This window comes from Serratia sp. GW822-FHT06D09, assembly GCF_058799515.1.
On sequence record NZ_JBXALO010000012.1, the window covers coordinates 80,648 to 99,462 of the forward strand.

Sequence of the window (18,815 nt, forward strand, 5' to 3'; positions counted from 1 at the left end):
TATAAACGGACTGATGGCTTGCACAACGCGGGGTTAACAACAGCGGCAAGCCTGCTTTTCCAGAGTAATTTTGCCGATTCTCAGGAGTGATAATGCAGGTTTTACACGTATGTTCTGAAATGTTCCCCCTGTTGAAAACCGGCGGGCTCGCAGACGTGGTTGGCGCATTACCGGCGGCTCAGATCGCCGAGGGCGGCGATGTTCGGGTGTTATTGCCCGCTTTTCCTGACGTGCGCAACGGCATACCGGACTCGGTGCTGGTGGCAGAAATCGATTCTTTCGCCGGCCGGGTCGGCTTGCGTTACGGCACCTACCACGGCGTGGGCATTTACCTGATTGATGCCCCCTGGCTGTACGAGCGGCCGGGTAGCCCGTATCACGACCAATCAATGAATGCCTATTCCGACAACCACCGACGCTTTGCCCTGCTGGGCTGGATAGCCTGTGAGCTGGCCAAGGGGCTGGATCGGTACTGGCGCCCGCAGATAGTGCATGCCCATGACTGGCATGCTGGGCTGGCCTGTGCCTATCTGGCCGCCAATGGCCATCCGGCGCGATCCATCTTCACCGTGCATAACCTGGCCTATCAGGGGTTGTTCTCCGCCCATCACGTGGCAGAGCTGTGGTTACCGCCTTCGTTCTACAACGTCTATGGCCTGGAGTTTTACGGCCAGATGTCATTCCTGAAGGCGGGGTTGTACTACGCCGACCATATCACCGCCGTCAGCCCGACCTACGCGCGCGAAATCACCCGGCCGGAGTTTGGCTATGGCATGGAGGGGCTGCTGCAGGAACGCCAGCATCAGGGGCGCTTGAGCGGCATTCTTAACGGCGTAGATGACAAAATTTGGGACCCGTCCCACGATCCGCGGCTGACTGCCCGTTACGACGCTGACGATCTGAAGAACAAGGTCAAGAACAAGCTGCACCTGCAAAAAGCGATGGGCCTGAAGGTGGATGAGTCGTTGCCGGTGTTTGCGGTAGTGAGCCGCCTGACCAGTCAGAAAGGGCTGGATCTGGTGCTGGAAGCCCTGCCGGCGCTGCTGGAGCAGGGCGGCCAACTTGCGCTGCTGGGGGCCGGCGATGCGGTGCTGCAACAGGCGTTTCTCGCCGCTGCCGCCGACTATCCGGAGCAGGTTGGCGTACAGATTGGTTACCACGAAGCCTTCTCGCACCGCATTATCGGCGGGGCCGATGTGATCATGGTGCCGAGCCGCTTTGAACCCTGCGGGCTGACTCAACTCTATGGCTTGAAATACGGCACGCTGCCGCTGGTGCGCCGCACCGGGGGGCTGGCGGACACGGTGGTGGACTGCGCGTTGGAGAATCTGGCCGACGGCAGCGCCAGCGGATTTGTGTTTGATGATTGTGACGCCACCGCACTGGGCAACGCCATTCGGCGCGCCATGGTGCTGTGGAGCAGGCCGAAGCATTGGCGTCACGTCCAGCGCCACGCCATGAGCGTGGATTTTGGCTGGCAGGTCGCGGCAAAGGAATATTTGTCGCTTTATTCCCGTCATATTTGACGCTGTCTCTGTGTTGGCTGCACTCACTTACCCGAATCACTTACCAGTGTAAGCTCATCGGGATAAGTTTTTTTGCCGCCTTGATGCAGCGCCAATTATTTTGGGTATATCAACACCTATTGTAATGCCCTATGAATTTCACGTTGCAGCCAGGCGGCCAGCTTACTCATCCCCAGGCGCTTACTTTAGTAAGTAACTGGGTGAGCAAGTGCAGGTAACAACGCTGCGGCTTGAAAGGCGACGGGCAGCCACAAACTTGGGATCGAAAAGCTATGACTTCACCGATTAGTTACACCTCACCCACGGTCAGTGTTGAAGCGCTGAAACACTCCATCGCCTATAAGTTAATGTTTATCGTCGGCAAGGATCCGGCTATCGCCAACCAGCATGACTGGCTGAATGCCGTGCTGTTTGCGGTGCGTGACCGTATGGTGGAGCGCTGGTTACGTTCTAACCGTGCGCAACTTTCGCAGGATGTGCGCCAGGTTTATTACCTGTCGATGGAGTTTCTGATTGGCCGGACGCTGTCCAACGCCTTGTTGTCGATGGGGATTTATCAGGATATCGACGACGCGTTGAATGAGATGGGGCTGAGCCTGGGCGAACTGCTGGAGGAGGAGAACGATCCAGGGCTGGGCAACGGCGGGCTGGGGCGATTGGCCGCCTGCTTCCTGGATTCGCTGGCGACGCTGGCGCTGCCGGGTCGGGGCTACGGCATTCGTTACGAATACGGCATGTTCAAACAGAATATCGTAAACGGCCAACAGATGGAGTCACCGGACTATTGGCTGGAATACGGCAATCCGTGGGAGTTCCCGCGTCATAACACCCGCTATAAGGTGCGCTTTGGCGGACGGATCCAGCAGGAAGGCGCCAAGGCGCGCTGGGTGGAAACCGAAGAGGTAGTCGCCACCGCTTACGATCAGGTGATCCCCGGTTTTGATACCGACGCCACCAATACGCTGCGGCTGTGGAGCGCGCAGGCCAGTAATGAAATCAACCTGGGTAAATTCAATCAGGGCGATTACTTTGCGGCGGTTGAGGATAAAAACCATTCTGAAAACGTATCACGCGTGCTCTATCCCGATGACTCGACGTATTCTGGGCGTGAGCTTCGCCTGCGGCAGGAGTATTTCCTGGTGTCGGCCACGGTGCAGGATATCCTCAACCGCCATTGGACGATGCATAAAAGCTTCGACAACCTGGCAGACAAGATTGCCATTCACCTCAATGATACCCACCCGGTGTTATCTATCCCTGAGCTGATGCACCGGCTAATCGACGAACATAAGTTCAGCTGGCTGGATGCCTGGGCGGTGGTCGAGCAGGTGTTTTCTTACACCAACCACACGTTGATGAGCGAAGCGCTGGAAACCTGGCCGCTGGACATGATTGGTCGGATCCTGCCGCGTCACCTGCAGCTGATTTTCGAGATTAACGATCACTTCCTCAAACAGGTGCAGGAAGTGGCGCCGGGCGACAATGAGCTGCTGGCGCGGGTGTCTATCATTGATGAAACCAATGGTCGCCGGGTGCGTATGGCGTGGCTGGCGGTCGTGGCGAGCCACAAGGTTAACGGCGTTTCAGCGCTGCACTCCGAACTGATGGTGCAATCGCTGTTTGCCGATTTCGCCCGTATTTTCCCTGATCGCTTCTGCAATAAAACCAACGGCGTCACCCCACGCCGCTGGCTGGGGCTGGCTAACCGACCGCTGTCTGACGTGCTGGACGACAGCATCGGTCAGACCTGGCGTACCGATCTCAGCCAACTGAGCGAGATCAAGGCCAATATCGATTACCCCAGCTTCCTGAAGGCGGTGCAAAGCGCCAAACGGCAGAACAAGGAGCGACTGGCGACCTACATCGCCAAAACGTTGAATGTGGTGGTCAACCCGGACGCGCTGTTTGACGTACAGATTAAGCGTATCCACGAGTACAAACGGCAGCTGCTTAACGTACTGCACGTGATCACGCTGTATAACCGCCTGCTGCAGGATCCGGAAACCGAACGGGTGCCGCGCGTGGTGATCTTTGCCGGCAAGGCGGCTTCGGCTTATTACGCCGCCAAACAAATCATTCGCTTGATCAACGACGTCGCCAAGGTGATCAACAACGATCCGCGAGTGCATACGCAGTTGAAAGTGGTGTTCATTCCAAACTACAGCGTCAGCCTGGCGCAAATGATCATTCCGGCGGCGGATCTGTCCGAACAGATCTCGCTGGCAGGCACCGAGGCGTCCGGCACCAGTAACATGAAATTTGCGCTGAATGGCGCGCTGACTATCGGCACGCTGGATGGGGCTAACGTTGAAATGCTGGAACACGTGGGGGCGGAGAACATCTTCATCTTCGGCAATACCGCCGAGCAGGTGGAGGAGCTACGCCGCAACGGTTACAACCCGCATCTGTACTATGAGCAGGATCCGGAGCTGCATCAGGCGCTGACCCAGATTGCCACCGGCGTTTACAGCCCCGAAGAACCCAAGCGCTACAGCAACCTGTTTGATTCACTGGTAAATCTGGGCGATCACTATCAACTGCTGGCAGATTACCGCAGCTATGTGGATACGCAGGACAAGGTGGATGAGGTGTATCGCAATCAGGACGACTGGACGCGTCGGGCGGTGCTGAATATCGCCAATATGGGCTACTTCTCTTCCGACCGCACCATCCAGGAGTATGCGGACGAAATCTGGCACATCAAACCCATCAAGCTGTAATGTAAAAAAGGGCCGGATATCCGGCCCTTTTAACGTTTAGCGGTTTACGATGCCAGAGACAGCGTTTTCGCTTTCGCGTGTTCTGCCAGCCAGGCCTTGACTCGTGCCTGCTGCGTTTCGTCCAGCCACATGCCCAACTTGGTGCGGCGCCAGATAGCGTCATCCAGCTCGACCACCCATTCTTTTTCGATCAGGTAGCGCAGCTCGGCTTCATGCAGGCCGTGACCGAAATCTTCGCCCAGATCGTTGAGGCTGTTGGCACCGGCCAGGATCAGCTCACTGTGGCTGCCGTAGGTGCGTGCAAAGCGACGCGCCAGTGATTCAGGCAGCCAGCTGTGCTCGCGGCGCAGTTTTGCGGCGTAGCTGTCGCGATCGCCACCGATGTCGCCGCCTGGCAGCGAACCGTTTTTGGTCCACGCCGGGCCGCAGCCAGGGTAGTAGTGCGACAGTTTTTCCATCGCATGCTCAGCCAGCTTGCGATAGGTGGTCAGTTTACCGCCGAACACCGACAGCAGCGGCGCTTTGCCCTGTTCGTCATGCACGTCCAGCGTGTAGTCGCGGGTGACCGCCTGCGGCGAGTCCGATTCGTCGTCGCACAGTGGGCGCACGCCGGAGTAAGTCCAGACGATATCGTCACGGCCCAGCTGTTTCTTGAAGTGGTCGTTATACACTTTCAGCAGGTAGTTGATTTCGTTATCGTCAATCTTCACGTCTTTCGGATCGCCGTGGTATTCCACGTCGGTGGTGCCGATGATGGAGAACTCGTCATTCCATGGGATCACGAAGACGATACGGTGGTCTTCGTTCTGCAGAATATAGGACTGCGGCTGATCGTGTACGCGCGGCACCACGATGTGGCTGCCTTTGATCAGGCGGATACCGTAAGGTGATTTCAGCTTCAGGCCGTCGTCGAAGAAGTGTTTCACCCATGGGCCAGTGGCGTTCACCAGGCCTTTGGCGCGCCAGGTAAAGGTTTTGCCGCTGTCGACGTCGACCGCTTCTACCATCCACAGGCCATTCTCACGCCATGCGCGGGTGACCTTGGTACGGGTACGCACTTCGCCACCGCGTTTTTCCACTTCCTGGGCGTTCAACACCACCAGGCGAGCATCGTCGACCCAGCAGTCGGAATATTCGAAACCGCGCTTCAATTCAGGTTTCAGCACCGATTCTGGTCCAAAGCGCAAACCCTTGCTGCCTGGCAGGCTGGTGCGTTTGCCCAGGTGATCGTACAGGAACAGACCGATACGGATCATCCAGGCCGGACGCAGGTGCGGCTGGTGCGGCAGACGGAAACGCATAGGGAAGGCAATGTGCGGTGCCAGTTTCAGCAGCACTTCACGCTCTGCCAGCGCTTCGCTGACCAAACGGAATTCGTAGTGTTCCAGGTAGCGCAGGCCACCGTGGATCAGTTTGGAACTGGCGGAAGACGTAGCACAGGCCAAGTCTTGCGCTTCCAGCAGCAGTACGGACAGGCCGCGCCCGGCAGCATCCGCCGCGATGCCGGCACCGTTGATGCCGCCACCGATAACGATCAAGTCTTTGGTTTCCACGTCAACTTCCTCCAGATGTTCGAAATAGCTCTTTCATGTTCGTTTTCGCTCATGATTGTAATCAAAAACCAACAAACAAGCCAAGACTTAACCAAACAAAAACATTTAGGCGTGATAGAGGTAACAGTTTGGTGATAGTAGGTATACAAAAAGAAGGGGTATTTCGATCAGGAATGACCGGGGCCAGCAGGCTGAACCCCGGAGAAAACGGCAGGAATAACGGAGGTAAAAAGCGGCACCGCAGGGTTAAACGTGACGGAGAGGGCTTAGCACAGTTCGAGCTGTACGTCGTACTGCTCGATGATTTTCATCACGCTTGGCGGTGGCAGTTGGTCGGTAAACAGATAGTCGATCAGGTTCATGTTACCGAGGTTGACCATCGCGTTACGGCCGAATTTGGAGTGGTCGGTCACCAGCATCACGCAGCGTGAGTTTTCGATAATTGCGCGTTTGGTGCGCACTTCGTGATAGTCGAATTCGAGCAGCGAGCCGTCCATATCGATGCCGCTGATACCGAGAATGCCGTAATCGAGACGGAACTGGGAGATAAAGTCCAGCGTGGCCTCGCCCATGATGCCGCCATCGCGGGTGCGCACTTCGCCACCGGCCAGGATCAAACGGAAATCTTCTTTGGCGGTCAGCAGGGTGGCGACGTTCAGGTTATTGGTCACCACGCGCAGGTTCTTGTGGTTCATCAGTGCATGGGCGACCGCTTCCGGCGTGGTGCCGATGTCGATAAACAGCGTGGCACCGTCCGGGATTTGGCTGGCGACGCGTTGGGCAATACGCGCTTTCTGCTCCGACCACATCACTTTACGATCGTTATACGCGGCGTTCACTGAGCTGGAGGGCAGCGCGGCGCCACCGTGGTGACGTTGGATTTTGTTCTGATCGGCCAGGTCATTCAAATCACGGCGAATCGTTTGCGGGCTGACGTCAAAATGTTCGACCAGTTCTTCCGTGCTGACATACCCCTGCAGGCGCACCAGCTCGATAATTGCGTCATGACGCTGTGTTTGCTTCACGATAATCCCCTAAAACGCCCGGCTTGTACCTGGCTGTTATTGTTCGTTGTGCGCGCGATGACGCGTGTCCCAAAATGCCATCAATAACCCTAACACTAAACCGGCTACGTGTGCCGCGTTAGCGATCGACATTCCTAAAATATCGAAATATCCGGCCACCAGCCACAGAACCGAAAACACCATCAGGCCGCGTGGCAGCATCAGACCGCGTTCCGGTGCACGTTCGCCGCTAAGCCAACAGTAACCCATCAGCGCATAGACTACGCCGGACAGGCCACCGAACAAGGCACCGCTAAACAGCGACTGCGCCCAACCACTGAAAAAGGCCGAGACCACCGCCAGTACGAACAGCTTGCCGGCGCCGAGGCGTTTTTCCATTGGGCCGCCGAGATACCACCACCACATCAGGTTAAAGGTGATGTGCAGCAGCGAGAAATGCAGGAAAGCATGGCTGACCCAGCGCCACAGTTGCGTGTACTGCTCGCTGTTCTGCGGCCAGGACAGCCAGTACATTACCGCGTCGTCGCCCAGTATCTGCATCAGGATATAGACCACAATGCACAGCGCCATCACGCTCAGCGTCAGCGGGCCGGCCTTGCTGCGCAAGGTGTGCAGATAAGAATAGCCCTGGTAGTGCAGCTCGGCGTCGGTCTTGCCGGCCTGCCAACTGGCGGCCCGGTAGCGGCTGTTGAGTGGATCGATCAGAAACTGCTGCAGCTCATGTTGTACCTGCTCCAGATGGCTGTCGTCAGCCAGCCAGATCTCTGCCGCTTCGCCGCTGTTGTGCACCCGTAGCTCGATGCCCTGTGTCGCCATATAGTCGACAAAGGCCTGCGCCAGGCGGGGGTTGGATACGGCGATTACTCTAACCATGGCTTTTCCGTCTAAGTGAATGATTTTAGCCGCCGGTTTACCCCGATGGCGTTGACGGCCGATTATACCGTCGAAATCCTGAGCGCAGGCAGCAGATCTGCGAAAAACCCGCAAAAACACTCACTAAAAGCGCGAAAAAGGAACCCGCCGCAGACGGCGGGGGGAGGATTATGCGGAGGTTTCAACGTCCTGAGGATATTGGCGTGCCCAGGCCTCGAAGCCGCCGTCAATGCTGTACACCGCGTCAAACCCCTGATGCAGCAGGTATTGCGCCGCGCTGCGGCTGCTGTTGCCGTGGTAGCACATCACCATCACCGGACGATCAAAGTCGTTTTGCTGCATAAAGGTCTGCAGGCTGGCGTTGGTCAGGTGGAAGGCGCCTGGCGTGTGCCCGGCTTCAAAACTCTGGGGGTCGCGGATGTCGACCAGCGCGGCGCTGTCGTCTTTCCAACGGCTGTGCGCCTGCTCAACGTTGATCGCTTCAAACTGTTCCATAACTGCCAACTGCCTCGTAATAAGAATATGCCGCCATTGTAGTCAATTTCGCGGCAATTAAGACCAGATTAAAATTGTGGTTTATTACACCAGTTGTACTTCAACACCTTGCAGGCGAAGCTGCTCTACGATAGCTGGAGATGCGTCACGGCCGGTGATCACCATGTCGATTTGCTCGGTGCGACTGAACAGCATGCCTGCGCGCTGACCAATCTTGCTGCTATCGACCAGCACCACCAGTTTACCGACATAGTTCAGCATCTTCTGTTCGGCCATAGCGGTCAGCATATCGGTTTTGTACAAGCCGTCGGCGGTCAGGCCGATACCGCTGGTGAACATCCAGTGGCCGGCATACAGAGAAGCGTCGCCGTCCTGCGGTGCCAGGGTGATGGACTGAGTTTTATTGTACTGGCCACCCATGATCACTACGCTGTCGTGCTCTTGTTCGATCAAGTAGTTGGCCAACGGCAGGTAGTTGGTGATCACCTGCACGTCTTTACCGCACATCTCACGCCCCAGCAGGAAAGCGGTCGAGCCACAGTTAATCACTACGCTTTCGCCCGGCTGGCACAGTTGCGCTGCCGCTTTGGCAATACGCATTTTTTCGTCCAGATGCTGGGCCTGGTGGATATTGAGTGGCGTCCATGCTGCGCGAGGGGTACTGGTGGCTTCTGCGCCATTGCGAACCTTACGCAGTTTACCGATTTCATTCAGTTTGTTGATATCGCGGCGCGCGGTGGCGGGGGATATTTCAAATGCCGTAATCACGTCCGCTACGGAGATCTGCCCCTTATGCTGTAAGAGATCGAGAATGGCATTATGGCGTTGGGACTCAGTCATGCAGGCTCCATCAGGGAGTGGGGACACTTTTTTTGATTATATGCGCACCTTCTGACGATTTGAATCATTGCTGTTCAAAAGTGCGCATAGGTATGACATCAAAATGCCCCATAGCCTGGTTACAGGAAGGATTTGAAAGGCAAATCGGGTTCAAGGGTAAAGCAGTCGTCAAAACCGCGTGGGTAGTGGTATTCCAGATTATCTTTATCCAGCGGCCAGGTAAATTTGCCACCAACCTGCCAGATAAAAGGCTTGAATCCGTATTGGAGCCGATCCTTTTTCATTTCCCAAAGCATGCGGATTTCCTGTGGGTCCGCCTGGAAATTAGACCATATGTCGTGATGGAACGGGATCACCAGTTTGGCGTTCAATGATTCCGCCATGCGCAGAATGTCGGCGCTGGTCATTTTGTCGGTGACGCCACGTGGGTTCTCGCCGTAGGAACCCAGCGCCACGTCGATCTGATGATCATTACCGTGTTTGGCGTAGTAGTTGGAATAGTGCGAGTCACCGCTGTGGTACAAGTTGCCGCCCGGTGTTTTGAACAGATAATTCACCGCTCGCTCGTTCATGCCGTCCGGCAGCACGCCCGCGGCTTTTTGTTCCACCGGCAGCGTGATCAAGGCTGTGCGATCAAAAGCATCCAGCGCGTGGATTTCCACATCCTTGATTTTGATTACGTCCCCCGGTTTTACCGTGATGCAGCGTTCGCGTGGTACCCCCCAGCCGATCCAGATGTCCACGCAGCTTTGCGGCCCGATAAAAGGCACCGAAGCCGCGCAGTTCTGCATCACGGCGGCGGCGACGTTCACGTCGATGTGATCGTTGTGATCGTGGGTGGCCAGGACGGCATCAATGTCCTTGATCGCAAAAGGATCGAGCACAAAGGGGGTGGTGCGCAGGTTGGGTTGTAATTTTTTCACTCCGGCCATGCGTTGCATCTGGTGGCCGTTTTTCATCAATGGGTTGCTATGGCTTTGTTTGCCGGTACCGCACCAGAAATCAACGCACAGGTTTGCGCTTCCTTCCGACTTCAGCCAGATGCCGGTGCATCCCAGCCACCACATGGCGAAAGTGCCTGGCGCGACCTGCTCGCGTTCAATTTCTTCATTCAGCCAGGTTCCCCATTCAGGGAAGGTGTTCAGTATCCAGGATTCGCGCGTAATCGTTGCGACTTTGCTCATGGTTAACCCCTCATCATTTGCGGTTCAGTGTTTTAAATAATCACATATAATCACTTAAAGATTTAATGTGATCGATTTTGACTGAATCTAACACCGTTTTTTTATGCTGGCAATGCAGTAAAGCGTTTGGCTTGTCATCGGGTAATCTGCAGGTCATGGATTGAAAATGCGTAAAAGGTAATTTAATTCAATGGGTAATCAGCGTGGTGAATCTTAGGGCGTTGAATCAACATAGAATTGTTTTATATCTTGCGAGGTTGTTCACAAATAATCATTTATAATCTTTTTGTGATTCTTGGTGATTGGTATGGTGAGGCTGTTCCTGCGTGACTGCGACGCCTGGTTTGGTGCTGGTGGCGTCCGCCAATGCGCAACAAGCATGCAAACGCTACCAGGAGAGCCAGATGGACACCCTTTACACCATTTTCACCGTTTTTTTTAATCAGGTGATGACTAACGCCCCGCTGCTGCTGGGGTTAGTCACGCTGCTTGGCTATGTGCTGCTGCGTAAAAGCGCGGCAGTGATCATCAAAGGCATCATCAAGACAATTATCGGCTTTATGTTGCTGCAAGCCGGTTCCGGCATTTTGACCAGCACCTTCAAACCGGTGGTGGCGAAGCTGTCGGAGGTGTACGGCATCAACGGGGCCATTTCTGATACCTACGCCTCAATGATGGCCGCCATTGAGCGTATGGGGGACGCCTACAGCTGGGTCGGATATGCGGTGCTGCTGGCGCTGGCACTCAATACCCTCTATGTCCTGCTGCGGCGCATTACCGGTATCCGCACCATTATGCTCACCGGTCATATCATGTTTCAACAGGTTGGGTTGTTGGCCGTATTTTTCTACATCCTGGGCTACGGGATGTGGACCACCGTATTGTGCAGCGCGCTGTTGGCCTCGCTGTATTGGGGGATAACCTCCAACATGATGTTCAAGCCGACGCAGGCAGTAACCGAAAACAGTGGCTTTTCTATTGGCCACCAGCAGCAGTTCGCCTCATGGGTGGCCTATAAAATCGCCCCTTATCTGGGCAAAAAAGAAGACAGCGTGGAAGCATTGAAACTGCCGGGCTGGTTGAATATTTTCCACGACAATATCGTCTCCACCGCCATCGTCATGACGCTGTTTTTCGGCATCATTCTCTGCTCATTTGGCCTGGACACGCTGCAGGTCATGGCCGGGAAAACGCACTGGACGATTTACATTCTGCAAACTGGGCTGATGTTTGCGGTGGCGATTTTCATCATTGTTCAGGGCGTGCGCATGTTTGTGGCCGAGCTGACGGAAGCCTTCAATGGCATTTCTCAGCGGCTGATCCCCGGCGCGGTGCTGGCGATTGACTGCGCCGCCATTTATAGCTTCGCACCGAATGCCGTGGTCTGGGGCTTTATGTGGGGCACCATTGGCCAGTTGATTGCGGTGGCGGTGCTGCTGGCGCTCGGCTCCTCCATCATGATCATTCCCGGTTTTATTCCGATGTTTTTCTCTAACGCCACTATCGGCGTGTTTGCCAATCATTTCGGCGGCTGGCGTGCCGCCATGAAAATCTGCCTGGTGATGGGCATGATTGAGATCTTCGGCTGCGTCTGGGCCGTCAAGCTGACCGGCCTGAGCGCCTGGATGGGCATGGCGGACTGGTCGATTCTGGCACCGCCATTGATGCAGGGCCTGAGCCTGGGCCTGTGGTTTATGGGGGTGGTGATTGTGATTGCACTGCTTTACATGTTCTTCGCCGGGCGCGCCCTGCGCGCGGAAGAAGATGCGGAAAAACAGCTGGCTGAAACGGCCTCACAGTAACGGGAGAGCACCATGACAGTACGAATTTTGGCGGTATGCGGCTGCGGGCAAGGCAGCTCGATGATCATGAAAATGAAAGTCGGTCAATTCCTTACCCAGCAGGGCGTTAATCATACGGTGAACAGCTGTGCGGTCGGGGAGTACAAATCCGAACTGGGCAGCGCTGACATCATTGTCGCGTCGACCCATGTGGCGGATGAGATTGTCGTCAGCGGCAACAAGTATGTGGTTGGCGTGCGCAATATGCTTTCTGCGACCGACTTTGGCCCCAAGTTGATGGAAGTGATTGGCACACATTTCCCCAAAGACCTGAGCCAGTGAGGGAACGGCCATGAAACTGAGTGATTCACTGGCACAGAACAAATCAGTCCTGCTGCAGGCGGAAGCCACCGATTGGCAGCAGGCGGTGAAATTGGGCGTCGATCTGTTGGTCGCCGCCGAGGTGGTGGAACCCCGCTATTTCAACGCCATCCTCGCCGGCGTTGAACGACACGGCCCCTATTTTGTATTGGCTCCGGGGCTGGCGATGCCGCACGGTCGTCCGGAAGAAGGGGTACTGAAAACCGGTTTTGCTTTGGTCACGTTGAAAACGCCAGTGTGCTTTGGCGATGAGGATAACGACCCGATCGATATCTTGATCACCCTAGCTGCGGTGGACAGCCGTACGCATCAGGAAGTTGGCATTCTGCAGGTGGTAAACCTGTTTGAAGACGAAGCCAATTTTGATCGCGTGCGTGCCTGCCGCACGGTGGCTGAGGTGCTGGATTTAATCAATCAAACGTCCGCGGCTGCGGCTACGCATTAACCAGGAGAGCATGATGACCCGACATTTACCTATGCTGCAGGTGGCGCTGGATAACCAGTCAATGGACGATGCCTATCGTACGACACGGCTGATCGCCGACGAAGTCGACATCATCGAAGTGGGCACCATTTTGTGCGTGGCTGAAGGGGTGCGTGCCGTGCGCGACCTGAAAGCCTTGTACCCGGATCGCATCGTATTGGCGGACGCTAAAATTGCCGATGCGGGTCAGATCCTGGCGCGCATGTGCTTTGAGGCGCATGCGGACTGGATCACCGTGATTTGTTGCGCCGATATCAATACCACCAAAGGTGCGCTGGCGGTGGCGAAAGAGTTCGATGGCGACGTGCAGATCGAACTGACCGGCTTTTGGACCTGGGAACAAGCGTTGGCGTGGCGTCAGGCGGGCGTGCAGCAGGTGGTTTATCACCGCAGCCGCGATGCACAGGCTGCCGGTGTGGCCTGGAGCGATGAAGATATCGCCGCTATTCGGCGCCTTGCCGATATGGGCTTCAAGGTGACCGTCACCGGTGGGCTGGCGTTGAGCGATCTGCCGCTGTTCCAGGGCATTCCCATTCATGTGTTCATCGCCGGGCGCAGCATTCGCGATGCTGCGGATCCGGTGGCAGCGGCACGTGAGTTCAAGCGCGCTATTGATCAACTGTGGGGGTAAATCATGGCTATGTTGCAAAAGGCCGTCCCGTTGGGCATCTACGAAAAGGCACTGCCGGCGGGAGAGGACTGGCTGACGCGTCTGCAACTGGCGGGTGAACTGGGATTTGATTTCGTAGAGATGTCGATAGATGAGAGCGACAGCCGTCAGGCACGGCTGGACTGGAGCAGTGAGCAGCGCCTGGCGCTGGTACAAGCCGTTGCGACCAGCGGCGTACGCGTGCCTTCACTGTGCCTGAGCGCCCACCGTCGGTTTCCTTTAGGCAGCGAGGATGATGGGGTGCGCAACCAGGGGCTGCTGATTATGCAAAAAGCCATCCGGCTGGCGCAGGATCTCGGTATCCGGGTGATTCAATTGGCGGGTTATGACGTTTACTACCAGCAGGCCAATGACAACACGCGCGAGAGGTTCCGCGACGGTTTGAAACAGGCGGTGGAGATGGCCAGCCGTGCCCAGGTGACGCTGGCGATGGAAATTATGGATTACCCGTTGATGAACTCGATCAGCAAGGCGCTGGGCTACGCCCATTACCTGAACAACCCGTGGTTTCAGCTGTATCCGGATATTGGCAACCTGTCGGCCTGGGACAACGACGTGCAGATGGAACTGGTGGCCGGTCGCGGGCATATCGTGGCGGTACATGTAAAGGATACCCGTCCGGGCGAGTTTAAAAACGTAGCTTTTGGCGAAGGGGTGGTCGATTTTGAACGTTGTTTTCGTACCTTATTGCACAGTGGTTACCGCGGGCCCTATCTGATTGAGATGTGGAGCGAAACTGCGACCGACCCGTTACAGGAGGTGAGGGCGGCGAAAGCCTGGGTGACTGAACGTATGGCAAGGGCAGGGTTGGCTATAGGAGCTTAGTATGCTGGAACAACTGAAACAGCGGGTCTATGCCGCGAATATGGCCCTGCCTGCGCATGGGCTGGTGACTTATACCTGGGGCAACGTCAGCGGCATTGATCGTGAACGGGGGTGGGTGGTCATCAAACCCAGCGGCGTGCCTTATGAAAGCATGCAGCCGGAGGATATGGTGGTGGTAAATATGCAGGGAGAGGTGGTGGAAGGGCATTTACGGCCTTCCTCCGATACGCCCACGCATTTGGCATTGTATCGGGAATATGCGCAAATTGGCGGTATCGCGCATACCCACTCTACCCATGCCACCGCCTGGGCACAGGCCGGTAAATCCATACCGGCGCTTGGCACTACCCATGCCGATTATTTTGCCGGGGATATTGCCTGCACTCGTGCCCTGACGGCGGAAGAAGTTGCCGGCGAATACGAGTTGAACACCGGGCAGGTGATAATCGAAACGCTGGGTTGCCATCAGCCGTTGTACACGCCGGGTATTATCGTGTTTCAGCACGGGCCTTTCAGTTGGGGAAGCACGCCGGATGAGGCGGTACATAATGCGGTGGTGCTGGAAGAGGTGGCGAAGATGGCCTGGATCAGCTGCGGCATCAACCCTCAGCTGCGGCGTATTGATGGCCATCTGATGGAAAAGCACTTTAATCGTAAACACGGCGCTGCTGCTTATTACGGGCAGGGGTAAACCAGAAGGAGTTATCCCCGTTGGCGATTACCCTGGGTTGTTATGGCGGGTTCAATCAACGATCTCAGGAAAAGGGCGCCCTTTTCCTGACTCATTAAACTCCCGTTTCGACCGTCATCTTTTCGTAGCGATCGTTGAGGAGCTCTATCTCCGCCGTCACCTTGAACCCTAGCTTGCGATACAGTGCTTTCAGATGAGGTTTTTTCGTATCAGCCAGAAGGCCGACTTTATTGAGCCCTTGTCGCCCGGCTTCCTCAACAACACGGCTAATCAGAGATTTTGCTATCCCTCGTCCTCTGCACTCCGGCAGGACGGCCAGGGAATCTATATATATTTCATCGGGGTCTGATTCATTTTCCATTTCAGCTCGATGTTCTGTTATGGCTGTGAACCCTGACTCGTCTTCTCCTTTGAAATACAGGATACAGCCAAGTATTTTTTCCTGGTCCCGAGCCACGAAGACGTTTTTATAGCCAAAATAGACATCATGGCGGCCGAAGTTCACTTCGTACTGAAACAGGGCTTCGTTGATATCGTCTTTGCCAGACAGGGCCAGTACCGCATCTTTATCCGCCAGTGCGATAAGCCTTACCACCTCTCCCGCATCAGTTTTTTTAGCGTTGCCAATAATGACATCTTCCATAATCGATGAGTCCTTTCTGTATTCGTCAGGCGCCGTACCCCATCATCTTCAGCAGTTGCTGCGCCTGCTGTACCGCTTCCTGGCGATGGGCTACGCCCAACTTCTGGTACAGGTTACGGATATGGGTTTTGATGGTGGTAGCCGCCACGTCCAGTTCGCCGGCAATTTGATCGTTGCTGTAGCCGGAATAAATCAGCCCCAGAACCTGCCATTCGCGCTGCGTCAGCGGGCTGGTGCGGATCAGTTCCGGTACCTGTGGATGAGTTAGCAGCTTATCGACGAAGTTCTCGTCAAAATGCGCGAACTTATGCCGGTGATGTTGATTGATGTCGCGCAGAATACGTTGGGCGCGATGATTTTCCAACTCCGGCAGCGTATTAAGCTGAATCAATTGGCGCAGTTGCTGCGCCATCGCTTCGCCTTCAATGACGAAATGGCTGATAAATCCGGTACGGCTGGCCAGTGAAAGCGCCTCCATCAGGACCTTTTGCGCGTCGCTTTTACGCTCCATCTGCCAGTAAAGCTGGTTGCTGAGCAACAGGTTACGGTTCAGATCGCTGACCAGGCGCAGGCGGCGGGCATTGTCGTTGAGCTCGTCGAGCACCACTTCGGCCTCTTCATACTGGCCCAGCATGATCTGTACCCGAGCAATGTTGCGCCACTGGCCTTGCATAAAGTGGTTGTCCGCCATGCCGGGTTTTTCGGTCTGGCGCAGCCATTGGGCAGCGGCTGCGGTGTCGCCGGTCATCTGCCAGTGGATCACCCGCGGTTTGTCGGCATTGGTCAGCCAGTCGCGGTGGTATTGAGAGCCGTGCAGCAGGACTTCACAACGTTGCATGTGCGCATTGGCGTTATCCAGATCGCCACGCGCCAGCGAGCACTTGGCCAACATGGCCATGCACTGCAGCTGCTGTTGAGGCTGATAGTTGGCCAGGATTTTCAGGCCTTCGCGGGCGGCGTCTTCCGCTTCGTCCAGCCGCGACCAGGACCACAGGATTTGTGAACGGATACGCAGCAGGAACTCATGCATCGGCAGCTGTTCCAGATGCTGTTCGCGCACCAGCTCAAAAGCTTTGTCCTGCGTTTCGTAGGCGGCCTGCAGGAACCCCTGTGCAATCAGAATTTCGCTCTGCTGCAGCAGCGCCCAAAGCGCGTAGTGGTAAGCCTGATGGCGTCGGGCCATCTGCTCGGTCTGCTGCATCATCGGCAGTGCGCGAGCCAGTTCGCCCTTGCAGTGATGGACTTCGCCGGTGACCGAGGTGGCGACGATGCGGCTGTAATAGCTGGAAAGCGGCAGGAATTTCAGCGCTTCGGTGGCCAGGCGTTCGGCCTCTTCCGGCTTGCCGGCGTTGATTGCCACCTGCGCGCGCAGGGCATCAAATTCGGCGTGCAGGGTGCGATCGACGTCAATTTTATGCTCGCGCATTGCCTGTTCGGCGCGCTCCAGCAGGGTATTCACTTCGATATAGCGGTGCTGGCTTTGTGCCAGCCAGGCCTGCAGCAGTGCAAGCTTGGGGTTTTGGATCAGCTTTTCGTAAGGAAGCGCGTTCAGACACTCTTCCAGCAGGGCCAGTTCACTGTGGTGGAACAGCGACCAGGCATGCTGCAACAGGATATCGCGCAGCATGCTGACATCGCTGGCCGCCAGCGCGTGGTGGATTGCCTCCGCCGGATACCCCAGCGCCAGCCAACCTTCGGCGGCGGCCCGGTGCAGGCCCGGCAGTTCCAGCGCCAATTCCCATTGGCAACGCTGACGCAGGAAGGTAGCGAATAACGGGTGGAAACAGAACCACTCGCCGCTGTCGTCCATGCGGTGGATAAATAAGCCCTGACGCTCCAGCTCTTCCAGCCGTTGCTGGCCGTTGTCTTCGCCGGTCAGGCGGACGATCAGCGCATCGTTCATGGAACGCAGCACCGAACAACGCAGCAGGAAGGCGCGCGCCTCGGCATCGACGTGATCCAGCACTTCGTCCACCAGATAATCCGACAGGTGGCTGGCATTAAGCCCCGCCAGGCGTTTGGCCGACTGCTGGGCGGAAGAAGTGGATTGACGGGCGGATAACGCAATGAGCTGCAGCGCGGTAGCCCAACCTTCGACCTCATCGCACAGCCGGCTGCTGTCATGCTGTTCCATGGGGGCCGTCAGGCGGCAGTCAAAGAACTGTTTGGCTTCGTGATGGGTAAACGCCAGCTGTTGCGTGCCCATTTCCAAAAGTTGGTCACGCACGCGCAGATTGGCAATGCCCAACGGCGGCAAGGTGCGGGACAGCAGGATCAGCGTCAGATTTTCCGGCTGGTGGCGCAGGAAAAAGCGCATGGCTTCATGAATCACGTCATTGGTGATCAGGTGATAGTCGTCAATCACCAGATACAGTGGCTGATGCCAGTCGGAAAGCTCGATAAACACCTGGGCGAACAGTGCCGACAGGCTGGCGTACTGATGCTTTTGACTCAGTGCTTCGCTTTTGACGCAGTGGCCGCCGCTGGCGTGTTGCAAGGCGGCGATCAGGTAGCTGGCGAAGCGCTCGGGTTGGTTGTCACTTTCATCCAGCGAGTACCAGCCCAGATCTGATTTACCGGCCGCCCACTGTGCGACCAGCGTCGTTTTCCCGTATCCCGCAGGGCAATTGACCAATGTCAGGCGATAGTTGGCCGTGCTGGCTAATTTGGCCAGCAGGCGATCGCGGATCACGGTATTTTGCAGCCGTACCGGACGGCTCAGTTTCGATGGGATCAGCATAGTATTCCAGAGTGAAAATCGCGGTTTCCGTAGCCGTTGGCCTGCCCGTTGGCGTTCATTGCAGCGCGACGCCTGCCGGGATCGGAGTAGGGTTAATTATTTTATGGCTCGTAATTAATCCCCCTCCTAACTTCTGACAACGTTAAACGTATTGCAACAAGGTTCCGCATTGGCTTGGAGTTATATTGCTATTGATCACACTTTTTTACGTTTACAGCTAAAGCCCTGTGGAACCGTGGTGTTTTAGCGCGCTTGAGTGACGCAGGTACAAGAAAGCATTTATGGGCGCGCAGGCGACTGTAGCCTCTGCGATAACTGTGCTAACGTCATTGAACAAGTTTTCGCCTGGTTCTCAGTGCTCGCCGCGTCCGTCGGTGGGCTTTT

Annotated in this window: 16 protein-coding genes; 8 read left to right on the forward strand and 8 right to left on the reverse strand. The window is 56.1% G+C overall.

What is annotated here, in order from left to right:
* Positions 1-92 precede the first annotated feature (92 nt).
* Positions 93-1,526: a glycogen synthase GlgA gene (glgA, locus tag AC1RKG_RS22075; RefSeq protein WP_046372454.1), complete on the forward strand. Its 1,434-nt coding sequence runs from the start codon at positions 93-95 to the stop codon at positions 1,524-1,526.
* Between the two features lie 272 nt (positions 1,527-1,798).
* A complete protein-coding gene (gene glgP / locus AC1RKG_RS22080) occupies positions 1,799-4,246 on the forward strand; it encodes a glycogen phosphorylase (protein WP_046372455.1) in 2,448 nt (815 codons plus the stop codon).
* A gap of 44 nt (positions 4,247-4,290) precedes the next feature.
* On the opposite strand, the gene glpD is transcribed toward glgP, so the two are convergent.
* The 6 genes from glpD to ulaG all read right to left on the reverse strand — a co-directional run bounded on the left by glpD (position 4,291) and on the right by ulaG (position 10,216).
* Entirely contained in the window at positions 4,291-5,799 is a 1,509-nt protein-coding gene (gene glpD / locus AC1RKG_RS22085) for a glycerol-3-phosphate dehydrogenase (RefSeq protein ID WP_046372456.1), read from the reverse strand.
* A 266-nt stretch (positions 5,800-6,065) separates the two neighbouring features.
* The gene (locus AC1RKG_RS22090; protein ID WP_020837378.1) at positions 6,066-6,824 is read right to left on the reverse strand and encodes a DeoR/GlpR family transcriptional regulator; all 759 of its coding nucleotides are present in this window, start codon (positions 6,822-6,824) and stop codon (positions 6,066-6,068) included.
* 36 nt (positions 6,825-6,860) lie between these two features.
* Positions 6,861-7,697: a rhomboid family intramembrane serine protease GlpG gene (gene glpG, locus AC1RKG_RS22095; RefSeq protein ID WP_020837376.1), complete on the reverse strand. Its 837-nt coding sequence runs from the start codon at positions 7,695-7,697 to the stop codon at positions 6,861-6,863.
* 168 nt (positions 7,698-7,865) lie between these two features.
* A complete protein-coding gene (gene glpE, locus AC1RKG_RS22100) occupies positions 7,866-8,192 on the reverse strand; it encodes a thiosulfate sulfurtransferase GlpE (RefSeq protein ID WP_020837374.1) in 327 nt (108 codons plus the stop codon).
* Positions 8,193-8,276: 84 nt separating this feature from the next.
* Positions 8,277-9,032: an HTH-type transcriptional regulator UlaR gene (ulaR, locus tag AC1RKG_RS22105; protein ID WP_046372459.1), complete on the reverse strand. Its 756-nt coding sequence runs from the start codon at positions 9,030-9,032 to the stop codon at positions 8,277-8,279.
* A 119-nt stretch (positions 9,033-9,151) separates the two neighbouring features.
* Positions 9,152-10,216, reverse strand: a complete 1,065-nt coding sequence (ulaG, locus tag AC1RKG_RS22110) for an L-ascorbate 6-phosphate lactonase (RefSeq protein WP_217331882.1) — start codon at positions 10,214-10,216, stop codon at positions 9,152-9,154.
* 404 nt (positions 10,217-10,620) lie between these two features.
* Here ulaG and ulaA point away from each other — a divergent pair, with 404 nt between their 5' ends.
* Genes ulaA through AC1RKG_RS22140 form a run of 6 tightly spaced genes read left to right on the forward strand, consistent with a single transcriptional unit; the run spans position 10,621 to position 15,048 of the window.
* Entirely contained in the window at positions 10,621-12,018 is a 1,398-nt protein-coding gene (ulaA, locus tag AC1RKG_RS22115; protein WP_493183727.1) for a PTS ascorbate transporter subunit IIC, read from the forward strand.
* Positions 12,019-12,030: 12 nt separating this feature from the next.
* A complete protein-coding gene (ulaB, locus tag AC1RKG_RS22120; RefSeq protein WP_048760489.1) occupies positions 12,031-12,339 on the forward strand; it encodes a PTS ascorbate transporter subunit IIB in 309 nt (102 codons plus the stop codon).
* A 10-nt stretch (positions 12,340-12,349) separates the two neighbouring features.
* Positions 12,350-12,823 carry a PTS ascorbate transporter subunit IIA gene (gene ulaC, locus AC1RKG_RS22125; RefSeq protein WP_129941694.1) on the forward strand — a complete coding sequence of 158 codons (474 nt, stop codon included), beginning with the start codon at positions 12,350-12,352 and terminating at the stop codon, positions 12,821-12,823.
* A 13-nt stretch (positions 12,824-12,836) separates the two neighbouring features.
* On the forward strand, positions 12,837-13,493 hold the full coding sequence (locus AC1RKG_RS22130) for a 3-keto-L-gulonate-6-phosphate decarboxylase UlaD (protein ID WP_493183728.1): 657 nt from the start codon (positions 12,837-12,839) through the stop codon (positions 13,491-13,493).
* Between the two features lie 9 nt (positions 13,494-13,502).
* Complete coding sequence (locus AC1RKG_RS22135) at positions 13,503-14,357, forward strand: L-ribulose-5-phosphate 3-epimerase (protein WP_046374948.1); 855 nt, start codon at positions 13,503-13,505, stop codon at positions 14,355-14,357.
* A 4-nt stretch (positions 14,358-14,361) separates the two neighbouring features.
* Positions 14,362-15,048, forward strand: coding sequence for an L-ribulose-5-phosphate 4-epimerase (locus AC1RKG_RS22140; protein WP_048760553.1), 687 nt, complete (start codon positions 14,362-14,364; stop codon positions 15,046-15,048).
* 94 nt (positions 15,049-15,142) lie between these two features.
* On the opposite strand, the gene AC1RKG_RS22145 is transcribed toward AC1RKG_RS22140, so the two are convergent.
* On the reverse strand, positions 15,143-15,691 hold the full coding sequence (locus AC1RKG_RS22145; RefSeq protein ID WP_020837372.1) for a GNAT family N-acetyltransferase: 549 nt from the start codon (positions 15,689-15,691) through the stop codon (positions 15,143-15,145).
* A gap of 25 nt (positions 15,692-15,716) precedes the next feature.
* Entirely contained in the window at positions 15,717-18,431 is a 2,715-nt protein-coding gene (gene malT / locus AC1RKG_RS22150) for an HTH-type transcriptional regulator MalT (protein ID WP_020837370.1), read from the reverse strand.
* Positions 18,432-18,815 lie beyond the last annotated feature (384 nt).